Annotated in this window: 15 protein-coding genes; 9 read left to right on the top strand and 6 right to left on the bottom strand. The window is 70.3% G+C overall.

Annotation, left to right across the window (positions count from 1 at the left end; all coding sequences use genetic code 11):
* Nucleotides 1-21: 21 nt before the first annotated feature.
* From ACFVV5_RS08025 to ACFVV5_RS08010, 4 genes are read left to right on the top strand one after another with little or no spacing between them, the layout of a single operon-like run.
* Nucleotides 22-951, top strand: a complete 930-nt coding sequence (locus ACFVV5_RS08025; protein WP_387241615.1) for a 5'-3' exonuclease H3TH domain-containing protein — start codon at nucleotides 22-24, stop codon at nucleotides 949-951.
* Nucleotides 952-956: 5 nt separating this feature from the next.
* Nucleotides 957-1,712 (top strand): 3-oxo-5-alpha-steroid 4-dehydrogenase, encoded by a 756-nt coding sequence (locus ACFVV5_RS08020; protein ID WP_387241612.1) that lies wholly within the window; start codon nucleotides 957-959, stop codon nucleotides 1,710-1,712.
* A 57-nt stretch (nucleotides 1,713-1,769) separates the two neighbouring features.
* Nucleotides 1,770-2,438 carry a response regulator transcription factor gene (locus ACFVV5_RS08015; protein ID WP_387241609.1) on the top strand — a complete coding sequence of 223 codons (669 nt, stop codon included), beginning with the start codon at nucleotides 1,770-1,772 and terminating at the stop codon, nucleotides 2,436-2,438.
* Nucleotides 2,435-3,673, top strand: a complete 1,239-nt coding sequence (locus ACFVV5_RS08010; protein ID WP_387241606.1) for a sensor histidine kinase — start codon at nucleotides 2,435-2,437, stop codon at nucleotides 3,671-3,673. The genes ACFVV5_RS08015 and ACFVV5_RS08010 overlap by 4 nt, the downstream gene beginning before the upstream one ends.
* Before the next feature lie 35 nt (nucleotides 3,674-3,708).
* Here ACFVV5_RS08010 and ACFVV5_RS08005 read toward each other — a convergent pair whose 3' ends face one another.
* Together ACFVV5_RS08005 and ACFVV5_RS08000 are read right to left on the bottom strand one after the other, a co-directional pair.
* Nucleotides 3,709-4,959: an APC family permease gene (locus ACFVV5_RS08005; protein WP_387241603.1), complete on the bottom strand. Its 1,251-nt coding sequence runs from the start codon at nucleotides 4,957-4,959 to the stop codon at nucleotides 3,709-3,711.
* 60 nt (nucleotides 4,960-5,019) lie between these two features.
* On the bottom strand, nucleotides 5,020-6,615 hold the full coding sequence (locus tag ACFVV5_RS08000; RefSeq protein WP_387241600.1) for an MFS transporter: 1,596 nt from the start codon (nucleotides 6,613-6,615) through the stop codon (nucleotides 5,020-5,022).
* Between the two features lie 143 nt (nucleotides 6,616-6,758).
* Here ACFVV5_RS08000 and ACFVV5_RS07995 point away from each other — a divergent pair, with 143 nt between their 5' ends.
* Entirely contained in the window at nucleotides 6,759-8,036 is a 1,278-nt protein-coding gene (locus ACFVV5_RS07995) for a cysteine desulfurase (RefSeq protein WP_387241597.1), read from the top strand.
* A complete protein-coding gene (gene sufU, locus ACFVV5_RS07990) occupies nucleotides 8,033-8,473 on the top strand; it encodes a Fe-S cluster assembly sulfur transfer protein SufU (RefSeq protein WP_387241594.1) in 441 nt (146 codons plus the stop codon). Before ACFVV5_RS07995 ends, sufU begins: the two co-directional genes overlap by 4 nt.
* A 72-nt stretch (nucleotides 8,474-8,545) precedes the next feature.
* Here sufU and ACFVV5_RS07985 read toward each other — a convergent pair whose 3' ends face one another.
* Nucleotides 8,546-9,073, bottom strand: coding sequence for a GNAT family N-acetyltransferase (locus tag ACFVV5_RS07985; protein ID WP_387241591.1), 528 nt, complete (start codon nucleotides 9,071-9,073; stop codon nucleotides 8,546-8,548).
* 23 nt (nucleotides 9,074-9,096) lie between these two features.
* Nucleotides 9,097-10,068 carry a Dyp-type peroxidase gene (locus tag ACFVV5_RS07980; RefSeq protein WP_387241588.1) on the bottom strand — a complete coding sequence of 324 codons (972 nt, stop codon included), beginning with the start codon at nucleotides 10,066-10,068 and terminating at the stop codon, nucleotides 9,097-9,099.
* Between the two features lie 484 nt (nucleotides 10,069-10,552).
* Between ACFVV5_RS07980 and ACFVV5_RS07975 the strand changes: the two genes are divergently transcribed.
* From ACFVV5_RS07975 to ACFVV5_RS07965, 3 genes are read left to right on the top strand one after another with little or no spacing between them, the layout of a single operon-like run.
* Nucleotides 10,553-11,854, top strand: coding sequence for a glycine betaine/L-proline ABC transporter ATP-binding protein (locus ACFVV5_RS07975; RefSeq protein WP_387241585.1), 1,302 nt, complete (start codon nucleotides 10,553-10,555; stop codon nucleotides 11,852-11,854).
* Entirely contained in the window at nucleotides 11,854-13,584 is a 1,731-nt protein-coding gene (locus ACFVV5_RS07970; protein WP_387241582.1) for an ABC transporter permease/substrate binding protein, read from the top strand. The genes ACFVV5_RS07975 and ACFVV5_RS07970 overlap by 1 nt, the downstream gene beginning before the upstream one ends.
* 9 nt (nucleotides 13,585-13,593) lie before the next feature.
* Entirely contained in the window at nucleotides 13,594-14,466 is an 873-nt protein-coding gene (locus tag ACFVV5_RS07965; protein WP_387241579.1) for a metal-dependent hydrolase, read from the top strand.
* Between the two features lie 43 nt (nucleotides 14,467-14,509).
* Here the strand turns inward: ACFVV5_RS07965 and ACFVV5_RS07960 are convergent, their stop codons facing one another.
* Nucleotides 14,510-15,274: a nuclease-related domain-containing protein gene (locus tag ACFVV5_RS07960; RefSeq protein WP_387241576.1), complete on the bottom strand. Its 765-nt coding sequence runs from the start codon at nucleotides 15,272-15,274 to the stop codon at nucleotides 14,510-14,512.
* Between the two features lie 65 nt (nucleotides 15,275-15,339).
* A complete protein-coding gene (locus ACFVV5_RS07955; protein ID WP_387241573.1) occupies nucleotides 15,340-15,504 on the bottom strand; it encodes a hypothetical protein in 165 nt (54 codons plus the stop codon).
* Between the last annotated feature and the right edge of the window lie 16 nt (nucleotides 15,505-15,520).

Below are 15,520 nucleotides of genomic sequence, written 5' to 3'. Positions count from 1 at the left end.
TCCACGTGCCATGATCGTCGCATGACCGGGCGACTGATGCTCCTCGACACTGCCTCCCTCTACTTCCGCGCGTTCTACGGGGTGCCCGACACGGTGAAGGCGCCCGACGGCACCCCGGTGAACGCGGTGCGCGGACTGCTCGACATCATCGCGCGACTCGTCGCCGACTTCGAGCCGACAGAGCTCGTGGCCTGCTGGGACGTCGACTGGCGTCCGCGCTGGCGGGTCGAGCTGATCCCGAGCTACAAGGCGCACCGCGTGGCCGAGCTCGTTCCGGGCGGTAGCGATGTGGAGCAGACGCCCGAGGCGCTGGTAGTGCAGATCCCGGTCATCCGGCAGGCGCTCGACGCCCTCGGCATCGCCATCGTCGGGGCAGCGGACTACGAGGCCGACGACGTGATCGGCACGCTGGCGACCGGCGCCGCAACCCTCGTCGACATCGTCACCGGCGACCGCGACCTGTTCCAGCTCGTCGACGACGACGCCGGCGTGCGGGTGATCTACACGGCCAAGGGGATGAGCCAGCTCGAACTGATCACCGACGACGTCATCGAGTCGAAGTACGGGATCGTCCCGGCGCAGTACGCGGCCTTCGCCACGATGCGCGGCGACTCGTCGGACGGCCTGCCGGGCGTTCCCGGCGTGGGGGAGAAGACTGCGGCCGGCCTGCTGCGGGAGTTCGGCGACCTCGACGGCATCCTCGAAGCGGCCGAGGACCCGGAGACGCCGATGTCGTCGACCGTTCGCGCACGGTTCGCCGCCGCGTCCGACTATCTCGCCGTCGCGCCGCGGGTGGTGGCCGTCGCCCGCGACCTGGACCTCCCGTCGTTCGATCCCGCGATCGGCCCGCTCGCCGGCGACCGGCTCGCGGCAGCGCTGGAGCTCGCGGACACGTGGGGGCTCGGCGGTTCCATGCAGCGGGTGCTCAAGGCTCTCGGCACGGAGGTCTGACCCGGATGCTGCCCGACGGCCCGTACCGCTGGTTCGTGTTCCTCGAGGTGGCGCTCGCCGTCGTGACCTTCGTCGCCCTCTGTTTCATCGTCGCCCCATACGGACGTCACGGTCGCACCGGCTGGGGACCGACCGTTCCGGCCCGGGTGGGCTGGGTGATCATGGAGAGTCCGGCGTCCATCCTCTTCCTCGTCTTCTATCTCCTCGGCGCCCACAGGTTCGAGCTGGTGCCGCTGATCTTCCTGGCGCTCTGGCAGCTGCACTACATCCAGCGCGTGTTCGTCTATCCCTTCCTGATGCGCAGCAGCGGCCGGATGCCCGTAGCGGTCATGGCGATGGCGATGGCGTTCAACCTCCTCAACACCTGGATCAACGCCCGGTGGATCTCGGAGTACGGATCGTACGCGACCTCCTGGCTCGCCGACCCCCGGTTCCTGATCGGAGTGGTCGTGTTCCTCGGCGGAATGCTCCTCAACCTGAACTCCGACCGCATCCTCCGCCGCCTGAGGAGGCCGGGCTCGGGCGGGTACTCGATCCCGTACGGCGGCGGGTACCGCTTGGTGTCGAGCCCCAACTACCTCGGCGAGATGATCGAGTGGACGGGCTGGGCGATCGCCACCTGGTCGCCGGCAGGACTCGCCTTCGCGCTCTACACGGTCGCCAACCTGGCGCCGCGGGCGATGGCCAACCATCGCTGGTACCACGAGACCTTCGACGACTATCCGGCGTCGCGCAAGGCGCTCATCCCGTATCTGATCTGAGTGCGGTCCTGAGTCGAACGCGCGGATCGGCAAAGAACCGCCGCCTATACTGCGAGCGTGGAAGCGAGACCGCGGGTACTGATCGTCGAGGATGACGCGCGGCTGGCCGGGATGCTCGGCGAGCTCCTCGGCTCCGAGGGCTACGACGTCGTGCTGGCCGGCGACGGGCAGCGCGGCCTGCACCTGGGACTGACCGAGGACTTCGACGTGATGGTGCTCGACCGCGGACTGCCGGCGGTCGACGGGCTCGACGTGATCGGCCGCCTGCGCGATCGCGGCGTGCTCACCCCGGCGCTCGTGCTGTCGGCGCTCGGCAACGCCGCCGACCGGGTGGAGGGGCTGAACCGCGGGGCCGAGGACTACCTGGCGAAGCCGTTCGACATCGACGAGCTTCTGGCGCGGCTGCGCGTACTGCGGCGCCGGCTGGCGTCGACGGTGCCCGTCGTGCGTTTCTCAGGCGGGACGCTGGACGCCGACAGCCGGAACGTCGCCCTCGACGACGGCCGTCGCTTCTCGCTCTCCGAACGCGAGTCCGCGCTGCTGGAGCGCCTGGCCCGGCGGCCGGGCCAGATCTTCTCCCGCGACGACCTGCTGGCGAACGTGTTCGCCGACGCCGACGATCCGGGCGTCGTCGACACCTACGTGCACCACGTGCGCCGCAAACTCGGACGCCAGGCGATCGAGACCGTGCGCGGCGTCGGCTACCGCATGGGGTCCGCCCTGTGAGCCGTGCCGACGATCGGGAGCTCCGGTCGGCGTCCACCCGGCTCGCGATCCAGTTCGCCGCGCTCATCCTGGTGATGTTCGCGGTGCTCGGCGCGGTGGTGGTCGCGATCGTGTCCGCGGGCCAGTCCGAGGCCGCTCAGCGCGCTCTGATGGACGCATCGATGGTCGACTCACCGCACGACGTGCATCCGCCGGCCTTCGTCACGATCGTCGGTCCCGACGGCCGTTCGCAGAGTTCGCGCGATCTGCCGACCGGACTCCCCGACGAGCAGGCTATCGAACGGGTATCGTCGTCGGGAGTCGCCGAGCAGACGACCACACGCCTCGACGGCGACACGTACCTCGTCCGGACGTCGTCGCACGACGGCCGGGTCAGCCAGGTGGCCTACGACCTCGGCGAGCAGCAGGACGAGCTCGGCCGGCTGATCACCGCACTCGTCATCTCGGGCGTCGTCGCGGCGGCGGCGGCCGCGCTGATCGGGGTGTTCATCGCACGACGGGCGATGCGGCCGCTCGCCGACGCGCTCGCGATGCAGCGCCGGTTCGTGGCGGATGCGAGTCACGAGCTCCGGACGCCGCTCACCCTGCTGAGCACCCGCGCGCAGCTGGTGCGGAGACGGCTCAGAGATGCAGACGGTGCGGACGACGTGCAGGCGGTGACCGAGGGAATCGACGAGATCGTGGGCGACTCCAAGGCCCTGACCGAGATCGTGGAGGACCTGCTGGTGGCGGCGGATCCGCGTGAGGCGGGCATCCGGGAGCAGGTCGACCTGCGGGAGATCTCCGAGGAGGCGGCGGCGACGATCCGTCCCAAGGCCGCCGAGGGCGGCGTCACGGTCACGGTGACGGACGGGGAGCCGGTCGTGGTGACCGGAGCGCCGATCTCGTTGCGCCGGCTCGTCCTCGCGATGCTCGACAATGCGGTCGAGTACGCGGCCGGCGTCGTGGAGGTCTCGGTGGCGCGGGAGGGGAAGACTGCGGTGCTGCGGGTGCAGGATGACGGGCCCGGTTTCCCAGCCGAGACGGCGACGCGGGCCTTCGACCGCTTCGCGTCGGCGCGGGAGAGCAGTGAGCGGGCGGGCGATGGGGCGCCTGCGGCGTCCCGGCACTACGGGCTGGGTCTGGCCCTCGTGGCCGAGGTGGCGACCCGCCACGGAGGCTCCGTCGCCGCCCGCAACGCCGGCCCCGGAGGCGGCGCGTCCGTCGAAGTGCGGCTGCCCGTCGCGACCCGATAGGGCCCGTCGAGCACGAGGACGCGGCAACTCCGGAGTCAGTGCCGCGCGCGATCCACGAGCAGCCGGATGCCGCGCGCGCCGAAGCCGACGGCGAGCACCAGCACGCCCACGACGACGCTCGCGGGCGGCAGGGTCACGACGAGTACTGCGCAGCCGAGCATCCCGAGCACCTGTACGGCACGCGGGTAGCGACGGCGGCCCGCCCCCTGGGTGACGGCGGCGAGGTTGGCCACGAAGTAGTAGAGCAGCACGCCGAACGACGAGAATCCGATCGCGCTGCGCACGTCGACGGTGGCGACCAGTGCGACGACCACGAGGGCGAGCGCGATCTCCGCGCGGTGCGGCACCGACCAACGCGGATGCACGGCGCTGAGAAAACGGGGCAGGTCGCGTTCGCGGGCCATCGCCAGAGCGGTGCGCCCGACGCCGGCGACGAGGGCGAGCAGCGCGCCCAGGGAGGCGAGCGCGCCCCCGAACTGCACGATCGGCACGGCCCACGCCCAGCCCGCTGCGGCCGTCACGTCGCGCAGCGGTGCGGACGACCCGGCGAGGGCGGCAGGTCCGAGCGCGCCGAGCGAGACCGCACCGACCACGGCGTAGAGCACGACGACGACGGTCAGCGAGATCGTGATCGCCCGCGGGATCGTGCGCTCCGGCGACCGCACCTCCTCGCCCATCGTCGCGATGCGCGCATACCCCGCGAACGCGAAGAACAGCAGGCCGGCCGACTGCAGCACGCCGTACACCGACCCTTCGGTGCCGCCCGCGAACGAAGCGGGGTCGAATCCGGATGCCCCTGCCGCGACCACGACCGCCAGCACGGCGAGCACGAGCACCACGATCACCCGGGCGAGCTGGGCGGTCCGGGTGACGCCGAAGTAGTTGACCGCGGCGAGGGCGAGGACCGCCGCGATCGCGAACGGGTTGCTCCAACCGGGAGGAGCCGCGTACGACGCGAAGGTGAGCGCCATCGCCGCGCAGCTGGCCGTCTTGCCGATCACGAAGCTCCAGCCGGCGGCGAACCCCCACCACGGGCCGAGCTGCTCGCGCCCGTAGAGGTAGGTTCCGCCCGACGAGGGGTACGCGGCGGCGAGCTGGGCGGACGACGTGGCGTTGCAGAAGGCGACGATCGCGGCGACGCCGAGCCCGACGAGCAGCCAGGTGCCCGCGGCGGCGGCCGCCGGTGCGAAGACCGAGAAGATGCCGGCGCCGATCATCGAGCCGAGGCCCAGCACGACGGCGTCGCCGAGTCCGAGGCGGCGGGCGAGGGCGCCGTGCGTTGTCACCTTCGCATCCTAGGGCCGACGTGTAACGCGCCGGTTAACGGCCACCGGAAGCGACGTCTCCTACCGGTCACGCCGGCCGACGGCGGCCGCCACGAGGTGGGTCACCTCGGGCTCGGTCGTCGACAGCTCCTTGACCCGTGTGAGGTTCTCGTCGTCCGCGCCGGTGAGTCGCTCATGCTGGCGAAGGTGCTCGTCCCACGAGCTCACGCCGAACGCCTCGACGAACGCGTCCGGGAGCTCGCGCTCGGCGTAGAGGCGCCAGCTGCGGGCGCCCGTGCGCCGGCGGGTCTGCTCGACCAGGCTCATCGCGTGGAAGAAGCCGTCGACCCGGTCGGGTGGCACCGTGTAGCGCACGAGCACGAGGGTCGCGGCCGAGGCGGCGGCCGGGATGAACGTGGCCTCGGGCAGCGGCATGGGCGCTGGCGACCGGTCGATGTGCTCGGTGGCCAGCAGAGGCCAGACGAACTGGCTGGCGGCGACGAGGGCGAGGAGCACGCCGGCGCCGACGATCACGGGGATGACGCCCCACACGCCGGCGGCCACCCCGCTGAGCGTGGCCCCCGCCGCCGTGCCGCCGAAGAACGCGATCTGATAGATGGAGAGACCGCGCGAGCGCACCCAGGCCGGAAGGAACGTCTGGATCGAGCCGTTGAGCAGAGCGATCACCCAGATCCAGCCGACGCCCGCCACCAGGAGGACGGGCAGAACCGCCGCCAGCGACGGGAGCACGGCGAGGAGCACCAGGCAGACGCCGAACAGGGCTGTCGCCAGCTGGGTGGCGCGGTTCACGCCCAGCGTCCGGCGCCCGCGCGGGAGGAGAAGAGCGCCGAGCACGGAGCCGACGCCGAGGGCCGCGAGCAGCAGACCGTAGCCGGTCGCGTCGAGGTGGAGCTGCTGTTGGGCGACCAATGGCAGCAGCGCCCAGAGCGCGTTCGCCGGCACGATGAACAGCACGAGCCGCATGAGCACCCGACGCACGACCGGGGCGTTCCTGGTGTAGCGGAGGCCCGCGATCGTCGCGCCCCAGAACGGTTCACGGGAGTGAACGAGCGGGTCGTACGTGCGCCAGAGCAGCAGCACCAGCATGAAGAAGAGGAACGATAAGGCGTTGAGCAGGAACACGAACGGCACGCCGACCTGGGCGATCAGCAGGCCCGCGAGCGCCGGGCCGATCGCCCGCGCGATGTTGACCCCGATCGAGCTGAGCGCTGCGGCGTCGGTCAGCGACGACCGGGGGACGATCTCCGGAACCAGCGCCTGATAGGCCGGTGCCTGCACGGCCGAGCCGGCGCCGAGCAGGAACGTGAGGAGCAACGTCACGGCCGGCGATGCGAGTCCGGCCCAGGCGAGGAGGGCGAGCGCGAGACCGACGACGGTCTGGAATCCTTGCACCGCGATCAGCAGTCTGCGCTTGTCCACGAACTCGCCGAGCACGCCGGCGGGGATCGCCAGGAGCAGGATCGGCAGCGACGACGCCGTCTGCACCAGCGCGACGAGGGTGGTGGAGTTCGGCTGGTCGAGCAGCAGCCATTGCGCGCCGACCGTCTGCATCCAGGTGCCGATGTTGCTGACGACGGCAGCGATCCACAACCAGCGGAAGACAGCGATCCGCAAGGGACCGATGAGGGAACCGCTGTGAACCGCCGCCGTCGTCACCACGCCTGCCTTCCGCGCCTTGTGGTGGGGAGCCTAGCGCCAGACCGCGCTCCGGTCAGCCCCACGCCGGGAATGCGCACGCGTTCGGGCGGCTTGCAGTTGAGGCGACTAGAATTCTGCGTTGGGATCACGTGAACACAAGAATGCAAACCGAACCACTGGACGTCGTCCGTCTGCGTGCGGACTTTCCGATCTTCGACCGCGAGGTCAACGGCAATCCGTTCGTCTACCTCGACTCCGGCGCGACCGCTCAGAAGCCCCGTCAGGTGCTCGATGCGGAGCGCGACTTCGTCGAGCGCTACACCTCTGCCGTCCACCGTGGAGCGCACACCGTCGCCGGCGAGGCCACGGAGCTCTTCGAGGATGCCCGCGCCACCGTCGCGCGGTTCGTCGGCGCGGTGCCCGACGAGATCGTCTGGACCTCGAACGCCACCGAGGGCATCAACCTCATCGCCTACGGGATGTCGAACGCATCCCTCGGCCGCGGGGGAGCCGCCGCCGAGCGCTTCCGGCTCGGCGCGGGCGATGAGATCGTCGTCACAGAGGCCGAGCATCACGCCAATCTCGTCCCCTGGCAAGAGCTTGCCGCCCGCACCGGAGCCACGCTCCGCGTGATCGGCCTGCACGACGACGGTCAGCTGCGTCTCGACGAGGCCGCCACGATCATCAACCCGCGCACCAAGGTGGTCGCGTTCGCGCACGTCTCCAACGTGCTCGGTGCGATCAACCCGGTCGAGACGCTCGTCGGCCTGGCGCACGCCGTCGGCGCCCTCGTGGTGCTGGACGCCTGCCAGTCGGCGCCCCACCTGGCGCTCGACCTCCACGCGCTCGATGTCGACTTCGCCGCGTTCTCCGGGCACAAGATGCTCGGGCCCACCGGTGTCGGCGTGCTCTACGGACGAAAAGAGCTTCTGGATGCCCTGCCGCCGTTCCTCACCGGCGGCTCCATGATCACCACTGTCACCCTGACCGAGACGGAGTACCTCCCGGCGCCCGCCCGGTTCGAGGCGGGAACCCAGCGCGTCTCCCAGGCCGTCGCCCTGGCCCGCGCGGTCGAGTACCTCGAGGCGGTCGGGATGCCCGCCATCGAGGCGCACGAAGAGCTGCTCGGCGCGCGCCTGCTCGACGGGCTGGGTCGCATCCCGGGCGTCCGCGTGCTGGGTCCCGGTGCGGGCGTGGCGCGCGTCGGCCTCGCCAGTTTCGTGGTCGACGGCATCCACTCCCACGACGTGGGACAGTTCCTCGACGACCGCGGCATCGCCGTGCGCGTCGGCCACCACTGCGCGCAGCCGGTGCACCGCCGCTTCGGCGCGACCGCGAGCACGCGCATCAGCACCTACCTCTACAACACGGCCGACGAGGTGGACCAGGCCGTTCAGGCGGTCTCCGACGCCCGCACCTTCTTCGGAGTGGACCGATGACCTCCAGCGATCTTCAGAACCTCTACCAGCAGGTCATCCTCGACCATGCCAAGCAGAAGCACGGCTACGGGCTCCACGACGGAGCGGTGTCGTCGTCACGGCAGGTGAACCCCACCTGCGGCGACGAGATCACGCTGAACATCCACGCGAATGTCGACGGAGAGGTGCAGTCGATCAGCTGGGAGGGCCACGGATGCTCGATCTCCACCGCCTCCGCCTCGCTGCTCGCCGACATCGTGAGCGATGAGCCGCGCGAGGTGCTGACCGCGAAGATCGCCGCGTTCCGGGAGCTGATGCAGTCGAAGGGCACGATCGACGGAGACGAGGAACTGCTCGGCGACGCCGTCGCCCTTGCGGGCGTCTCCCGCTACGTCACGCGTATCAAATGCGCGATGCTGCCCTGGGTCGCGCTCGAAGACGCCCTGGCCAGGGCCTGACGCGCGGGCACAGGGCCTGACGCGCGAGCACACGGCCTGACGGACAGGCGAACGGCCTGACGGCCGCCGTCGTCAGAGGTCGAGCGCGAACGTGAACAACTGGATCGTGCGGCCGTCGTGCAGGATGACCATCTCGCGCTCGGTGCGGCGGGTGAAGCCGAGCTTGGTGTAGAGCGCGTGCGCCCCCAGCATGTTGTCGCCGCTGTGCAGGACCACCCGGGCTGAGCCGCGCTCGGCGGCCTGGCCCAGCGCGAACACGGTCAGCGCCTTGCCGATCCCGCGACCGCGTGCGGTCGGCGACACCGCGAGCAGCCGGAAGTACAGCTCGTCGTCGCCGATGCGCCCCTCGTCATCGAGTCCCGGGCGCAGGATCGAGACCGTGCCGAGCAGTTCGCCGGTCTGCTCGTCGGCCGCGACCCACACGTCATACGACGGCAGCAACGACTCCGGATGCCGCAGCTGCTCCTGGTACCCGGCGGACAGGTCGTCGTAGTCGTTCGTGTACGCTGCATGGCTGAGGGTGCCGATGGCGGGGTATTCGTGGGGTTCTGCGAGACGGATGAGCACGGTATCGGCAACGTCGGAGGCGAGGTGTTCCATTCCCTCAACCGTACAGCCGCGCGTCAGCCGCCCAGGCCGTCGAGGAAGCTCCGCGTCGGCGCGAAGAAGGTCACGCCCGTGGCGGCGGTCGAGAAGTCGAGGATGCGGTCGTGGCTGCCGGGCGGGTCTCCGATGAACATGCGCTCGAGCATCCGCTCGATCACCCAGAGCTGCCCCGAGTACCCGATGAAGTAGGTGCCGAACTCGGCGTGCCCCGGACGACCGAACGGCATGTTGTCGCGCAGGATGTCGTGCTCGACCCCGTCTTCGTCGGTGATCGTCGCGAGCGTCTTGTGCGACTTCTGGCCGTACTCCGCGTCGCCGAGCTCCACGTTCTCGAGTTTGGTGCGCCCGATCACGCCCTCCTGGGCCGGCACCGGCAGGGACCCCCATTTGCCGAGATCGTGAAGGTACTTCTGCACTACCACATAGCTTCCGCCGGCGAACTCCGGGTCCTCCTCGCCGACCAGCGACGACGCGGCCATGTCGCTTCCGTCCGGGTTCGCGGTGCCGTCGACGAAGCCGAGGAGGTCGCGGGAGTCGAAGTAGCGGAAGCCGACGACCTCGTCCTCGACCTCGACGGCGCCGCCGAGCGCGTTCAGCAGAAGGCGCTCGAACTCGAAGCAGAAGTCGGCGCTCTCGGCCCGGATGTGGAAGAGCAGGTCGCCCGGGGTCGCGCCGGCCGTGTGAACGGCTCCTGCGATCTCGCGGAACGGGTGCAGCTCCTTCGGCATCGTCTGCTGGCCCGTGAGGCGGGGCCACGCCGCGGCGCCGATCGCGGTGTTGCACGACAGGTGCGCGTTGAGGTCGCGGAACCCGACGGTCTTCACCAGGTCGGACAGGCCGGCGAGGACGTCGCGCACCACCTGGTAGGAGGCGTCGTCGTCGGCGATGCGCACGACGAGGAAGATCGCGGACCGCGACAGCGGGGCGTCGATGCTCTGCGCCTCGATCGGGACACGCTGCCAGTTGTGATCTCCGCTGTCGGTCGTCATGGCACGAGTCTGCCGCAGGTCGCCGCCGGCTGCCAGTGCCGGTTCGGCCCGCCGACGTCGGGGCTCCGGATGCCCGCGGAGCGCGACACTCAGGCAACGCCCAGGTCGGGCGACAGTGACAGGGCGATCCCTGTGAGCGGAGCGATGTGCATCCATGCCCGGAGCGGAATGCGGGGTCGAAAGCCGAACGCCGATTGGCTTCGGACCTTCACAGGTTGATAGCGTCGTCCATGCCCCTCGCCGCCCGCGGAGTGGAGACGGGGCCGCAAAACCAGCCCGCGATCCCGGGTGCCGGCGGGCCGGAAGGTCCTCCTTGCAGGCCCGGGATCGTACGGTCGGATGGTGTGGGCGCACCCCACGGTGCGCCGGCAGCAGGCGACTCGCGAGCATCCTGTTCGCTTGAGACGCCGGCGTTGCTCGCATCCTCCACCCGGGCGCGACCACGGAGCACCAGGGGTCCGCCCTGAGGTGCCGCGGAGAACACGTGAGCGAGTCTGTCGCCATCGAGGCACGGAACCTTTTCAAAGTATTCGGACGGAAACCCGGCGAGGTGGTGCGCCGGCTGAAAGACGGGGCGACCCGCGATGAGGTGGCGGCCACCGGCACGGCGGCGGTCATCGACGCCGGCTTCAGCGTGAAGGCGGGCGAGATCTTCGTCGTCATGGGGCTGAGCGGCTCGGGCAAGTCCACGCTCATCCGGCTGCTCAACGGGCTGCTCGAGCCGACCAGCGGCGACGTCGTGGTGATGGGAACGCCCATCGCCGGCATCCCGGGCAAGAAGCTGCGGGAAGTGCGGCAGAAGCACATCTCGATGGTCTTCCAGCACTTCGCTCTGCTCCCGCATCGCACCGTGCTCGACAACCTCGCCTACGGGCTCGAAGTGCAGGGCGTGCCGGCTGCCGAGCGTCGCGAACGTGCGGAGAAGGTGCTCGACCTGGTGGGACTCTCCGGCTGGGGCGGCAAACTGCCCGGCGAGCTGTCGGGAGGCATGCAGCAGCGGGTCGGCCTCGGCCGCGCGCTGGCCGCCGATACCGACGTGCTGCTGATGGACGAGGCGTTCTCGGCACTCGACCCGCTCATCCGGCGCGAGATGCAGGAGCAGCTGCTCGAGTTGCAGAGCCAGCTCGGCAAGACCATCGTCTTCATCACCCACGACCTCAACGAGGCCATGTTCCTCGGCGACCGGATCGCCGTGATGCGCGACGGTCGCGTCGTTCAGATCGGAACGCCGGAGGAGATCCTCACCGACCCCGCGAACGACTACGTCGAGAGCTTCGTTCACGACGTCGACCGTGCCCGGGTGCTCACGGCCGCCAGCGTGATGGAACCGGTGCGGGCGCTCGTCACGGTCGCCGCCGGTCCCCGCGCGGCCGTGCGCACCATGCGCGACCTGCAGACGTCGGCCGCGTTCGTGGTCGGCCACGGCCGCCGGCTCCTCGGGGCCGTGCGCGATCGCGACGTGATGCGCCAGGTGCGTGAAGGAGAGACCGACCTCACGCCGGTCATCCGCGCAGACATCGCGTCCGTCTCCCGCGACGAGGTGCTGAGCGAGCTCGTCGGCCTCTCGGTCGAGAGCGAGCTCCCGCTCGCGGTCGTCGACGACCGGCACCGTCTGCTCGGTGTGATCCCGCGGGTGACGCTGCTCGCCGCGCTCGGAAACGTCACCAGCGACACGACCGAGATCCCGATCGTCGTTCAGCCGCAGGCGACCATCCCGGTCGAGGTGATGACGCAGACCTTGCGCGACACGGCGCCGGGAGCAGCCGACCTCGAGGGGGTGCGCTGATGGACTTCCGTCTTCCCTTCGGCCAGTGGGCGACCGTGGTCGTCGACATCGTCACCGAGGTCTTCGGGCCGGTCTTCGACGTGATCCGTGCCATTTTCACCGGGCTGTTCGCCGGGATGGACTGGATTCTCCAGACGCCGCCGTTCTGGGTGGTGATCCTGGTGATCGCGGCGCTGGGGGTCTGGCTCAAGGGCTGGGCCTTCGGCGCCGGAACCGTGGTCGGGCTCCTGGTGATCGCCGGCATGGACCAGTGGGGCAACGCGATGGACACCCTCGCGCTCGTGCTGGTCGCGGCGGCCATCGCCGTGGCGATCGCCGTGCCCGTCGGCATCCTCGCAGCCCGCAGCACGACCGCCTCGGCGATCATCCGGCCGGTGCTCGACTTCATGCAGACGATGCCCGCGTTCGTGTACCTGATCCCGGCGCTCATCCTGTTCCGGGTGGGCGTGGTGCCGGGCATCGTCGCCACGATCATCTTCGCGATGGCGCCGGGCGTGCGGCTCACCGAGCTGGGCATCCGGGGCGTGGACAGTGAGATCGTCGAGGCCGGCCGCGCGTTCGGGTCGTCTCCGCGCCGCATCCTGCGCCAGATCCAGCTCCCGCTCGCGATGCCGTCGATCCTCGCCGGCGTGAATCAGGTGATCATGCTGTCGCTCTCGATGGTGGTCATCGCGGGTATGGTCGGCGCCGGAGGTCTCGGCCGCGACATCGTGCAGGCCCTCAGCCGGGTGGATGTCGGGCTCGGTTTCGAGGCCGGCCTCTCGGTGGTCATCCTGGCGATCATCCTGGACCGCCTCACCGCCGCCGTCGGCTCCGTTCGGAAGCGGCTGCCGCGTCGTGCGATCATCGCCCTCGGCACGGCCGCGGTCGTCGCGGTCGCGGGCACCGGGGTCGCCGCGGTCACGCAGGCAACCGGTGCGGGCGGCAGCAAGGGCGAGATCACGGTCGCCGTCTTCAACGGCTGGCCCGAAGGGGAGGCAGCGTCCTACCTCTGGAAGGACGTGCTCGAGAAGAAGGGGTACACCGTGAAGTTCGAGTACGCGGATGCCGGCCCTGCGTTCGCCGGACTCAGCACCGGCGACTACGACGTGGCCTTCGACGGCTGGCTTCCGACCACGCACGCGGCGTATCTCAAGCAGTACGGCGACTCGCTGGTCGACCTCGGCGCCTGGAACGACGAGGCGAAACTGACCATCGCGGTCAACAAGGACGCCCCGATCGACTCGCTCGATCAGCTCGCGTCGCACGCCTCCGACTTCGGCGGCCGCCTGGTCGGGATCGAGCCCGGCGCCGGCCTCACCGAGGCGACGCAGAAGAAGGTCATCCCGCAGTACGGGCTCGGCAAGCTCGACTTCGTCACCTCCTCCACGCCGGCCATGCTCGCAGAGCTCACGAGCGCGATGAAGAAGAAGGACAACATCGCCGTCACGCTGTGGCGACCGCATTGGGCCTACGACCAGTTCGACCTCAAGGACCTGAAGGACCCGAAGAACACGCTGGGCGCCGCCGAGTCCATCCATTCGATCGCGAGCACCGGATTCGGCAAGCGGTTCCCCGAGGTCGCCGGCTGGGTGAAGGGTTTCACACTCGACTCCGACAAGCTGTACTCGCTGGAGAACGCGATGTTCAACAGCGGGAAGACCGACGACTATCAGCCGATCGTCGCGAAGTGGGTGAAGGAGCACCAGTCGTACGTCGACTCGCTCACGACGGCGCCGGCCGGCTCGTAGGGTAGACGGATGAGCCTTCCGCACGCCGACACCATTGTCACCTATCCCGACGGCGACCTCGCCTCCACCGGCACGGTCGTGCACGTCGAGCCGCTCGGCGACGGCCGCACGGCGGTCGTCCTCGACCGCACGGCGTTCCACCCGGTCGACCCCGTGTGGCCCGACCAGCCCGCAGACGTCGGGACGCTCACCGTGAACGGCGTCGAGCATCCGGTGCTCGACGCCGTCGTCGGCGCCTCCGACGGCAATGCCCTCTACGTCGGCGACGCACCCGTGCGCACCGGCACCGACGGGTGGGCGTTCGTGGTCTGCCACCTCGTGGCCCATGCCACGGGCATCGAGCCGGGCGCCGAGGCGACAGTGACGGTCGAACCGGATGCGCGTGGCGCGTTCTCGGCCGGCCACACCGCCTGTCACCTCGCGTCGCTGGCCCTCAACGAGGCGCTCTCCGGACTCTGGACCAAAGAGGCTCCGACCGACGGCCGCGGAAACCCGAACTTCGACCAGCTCGCGATCACCGAGTCGCGCATCCTGCCCGACGGGTCTCTGGACACATACCGGATCGGCAAGAGCCTGCGCAAGAAGGGCTTCGCCGCCGCCGAGCTGCCCGGCCGGCTGGCCGAGGTCTCCGCGGCTGCGAACGCGCTGCTCGCCGGCTGGGTGGCGTCGGGTGCGCCCGTGTCGATCGTCCGCACCGGCGACGGCCTGGGGGAACGGCGCACGTGGCGCTGCGAGCTGGCGGACGGCGCGGTGGAGATCCCGTGCGGCGGAACGCACCTGCACGCGCTGACGCAGCTGGCGGGCATCCGGGTGGAACTGGAGACCGCCGAGGCCGAGGGGGCCCTCGAGCTCAGGATGCGCACCGAGGCTGCCCCGGCGTAGCACCGTCTGACGATCAGCCGCCGGACGATCAGCCGCCGAACGATCAGCGGGGGAACACCGCCAGGACGACGGCCACGACACTGAGGGCCCCGGCGAGGATCCACCCCTTCTGCACCCAGCGGGCGACGCGCACTTCCCGCGCCAAGGAGTCGAAGCGGTCGACCGTCGAGCTGTCGGACGGGACCGGACGCCAGGTGCCGGGGCGATCGAAGAGTTCGGCGATCGCTGCGGCGGTGGTGCTGTCGACGACCCGCGGGCGATGCGTCATCCAGCGCAGCAGACCCTCGGCCGTGAGCACGGTCACGCGCATCGGCTGCTGCCGGACGCTCATGCTGGCGGGGGAGACCACAGCGACGACGGCGTGCACCGGTGCGACGAGCCCGGCCCCGGCCAGCACGTGACGGATGCGCGACGCCTCCAGTTCGGAGTTGCGCAGATACGGCTGCTTGGCGCCGTTCACCAGCACCGCACGTTCGGCGACCCAGACCTTCGCACCGCGGTGGTTCTTGGTGTTGATCGCGAACACGCCCGCGGGGCCGACCACCAGATGGTCGATGTCGGCGTCGCCCTGCCCGACGGGAACCGCGTGGAACACCGTCCAGCCCGGGGGCAGACGGTCGAGCATGGCGCCGACTTCGCGTTCGCCGGTCGCCCCGGCGAACCACGGCGACGCCTCCTCGGTGAGGGGCGAGACGCCGAACGCGCGGGCCACGGCGGATCGCGGCGCCACGGCGTCCTGCAACCGGACGACCTGCTCCATCACCGAGTGACCGGCGACGCGGTCGCGCATGCTGTTCTGGGAAGTCACCGCGCCACGCTACCGGCGCCGCGCACGAGCGCGCACGCCCCAGTGCGGGGAGCACCCCGATGGGCCTACCCCTTGGTGAGGGGCAACTCGTCGTCGCCGGGAAGCCGCTCCTGGAGCGTGTCGTTGTGCTCGGCCACGGTCTCGAGGCGGTCGTCGTCGGTCTTCCCGAGCTCCTTCACCTTCTCCGCGAGCTCGTCGGCCCTGGTCGTGTGATCCTTCTCGTCTGCCATGGGCCGCACTGTACGC

The sequence above is a fragment of the Leifsonia sp. NPDC058248 genome (assembly GCF_042881905.1).
Classification (GTDB): domain Bacteria; phylum Actinomycetota; class Actinomycetes; order Actinomycetales; family Microbacteriaceae; genus Leifsonia.
This window is presented reverse-complemented; position numbering and strand designations above follow the sequence as displayed.

Bases quoted from the DNA above. Each gene is read 5' to 3' on its own strand.
- ACFVV5_RS08020 (WP_387241612.1), top strand. From the start codon at position 957: ATGCTGCCCGACGGCCCGTACCGCTGGTTCGTGTTCCTCGAGGTGGCG.
- ACFVV5_RS07985 (WP_387241591.1), bottom strand. From the start codon at position 9,073: ATGGAACACCTCGCCTCCGACGTTGCCGATACCGTGCTCATCCGTCTC.
- sufU (WP_387241594.1), top strand. From the start codon at position 8,033: ATGACCTCCAGCGATCTTCAGAACCTCTACCAGCAGGTCATCCTCGAC.
- ACFVV5_RS07965 (WP_387241579.1), top strand. From the start codon at position 13,594: ATGAGCCTTCCGCACGCCGACACCATTGTCACCTATCCCGACGGCGAC.
- ACFVV5_RS07995 (WP_387241597.1), top strand. From the start codon at position 6,759: ATGCAAACCGAACCACTGGACGTCGTCCGTCTGCGTGCGGACTTTCCG.
- ACFVV5_RS08025 (WP_387241615.1), top strand. From the start codon at position 22: ATGACCGGGCGACTGATGCTCCTCGACACTGCCTCCCTCTACTTCCGC.
- ACFVV5_RS07970 (WP_387241582.1), top strand. From the start codon at position 11,854: ATGGACTTCCGTCTTCCCTTCGGCCAGTGGGCGACCGTGGTCGTCGAC.
- ACFVV5_RS07955 (WP_387241573.1), bottom strand. From the start codon at position 15,504: ATGGCAGACGAGAAGGATCACACGACCAGGGCCGACGAGCTCGCGGAG.
- ACFVV5_RS07980 (WP_387241588.1), bottom strand. From the start codon at position 10,068: ATGACGACCGACAGCGGAGATCACAACTGGCAGCGTGTCCCGATCGAG.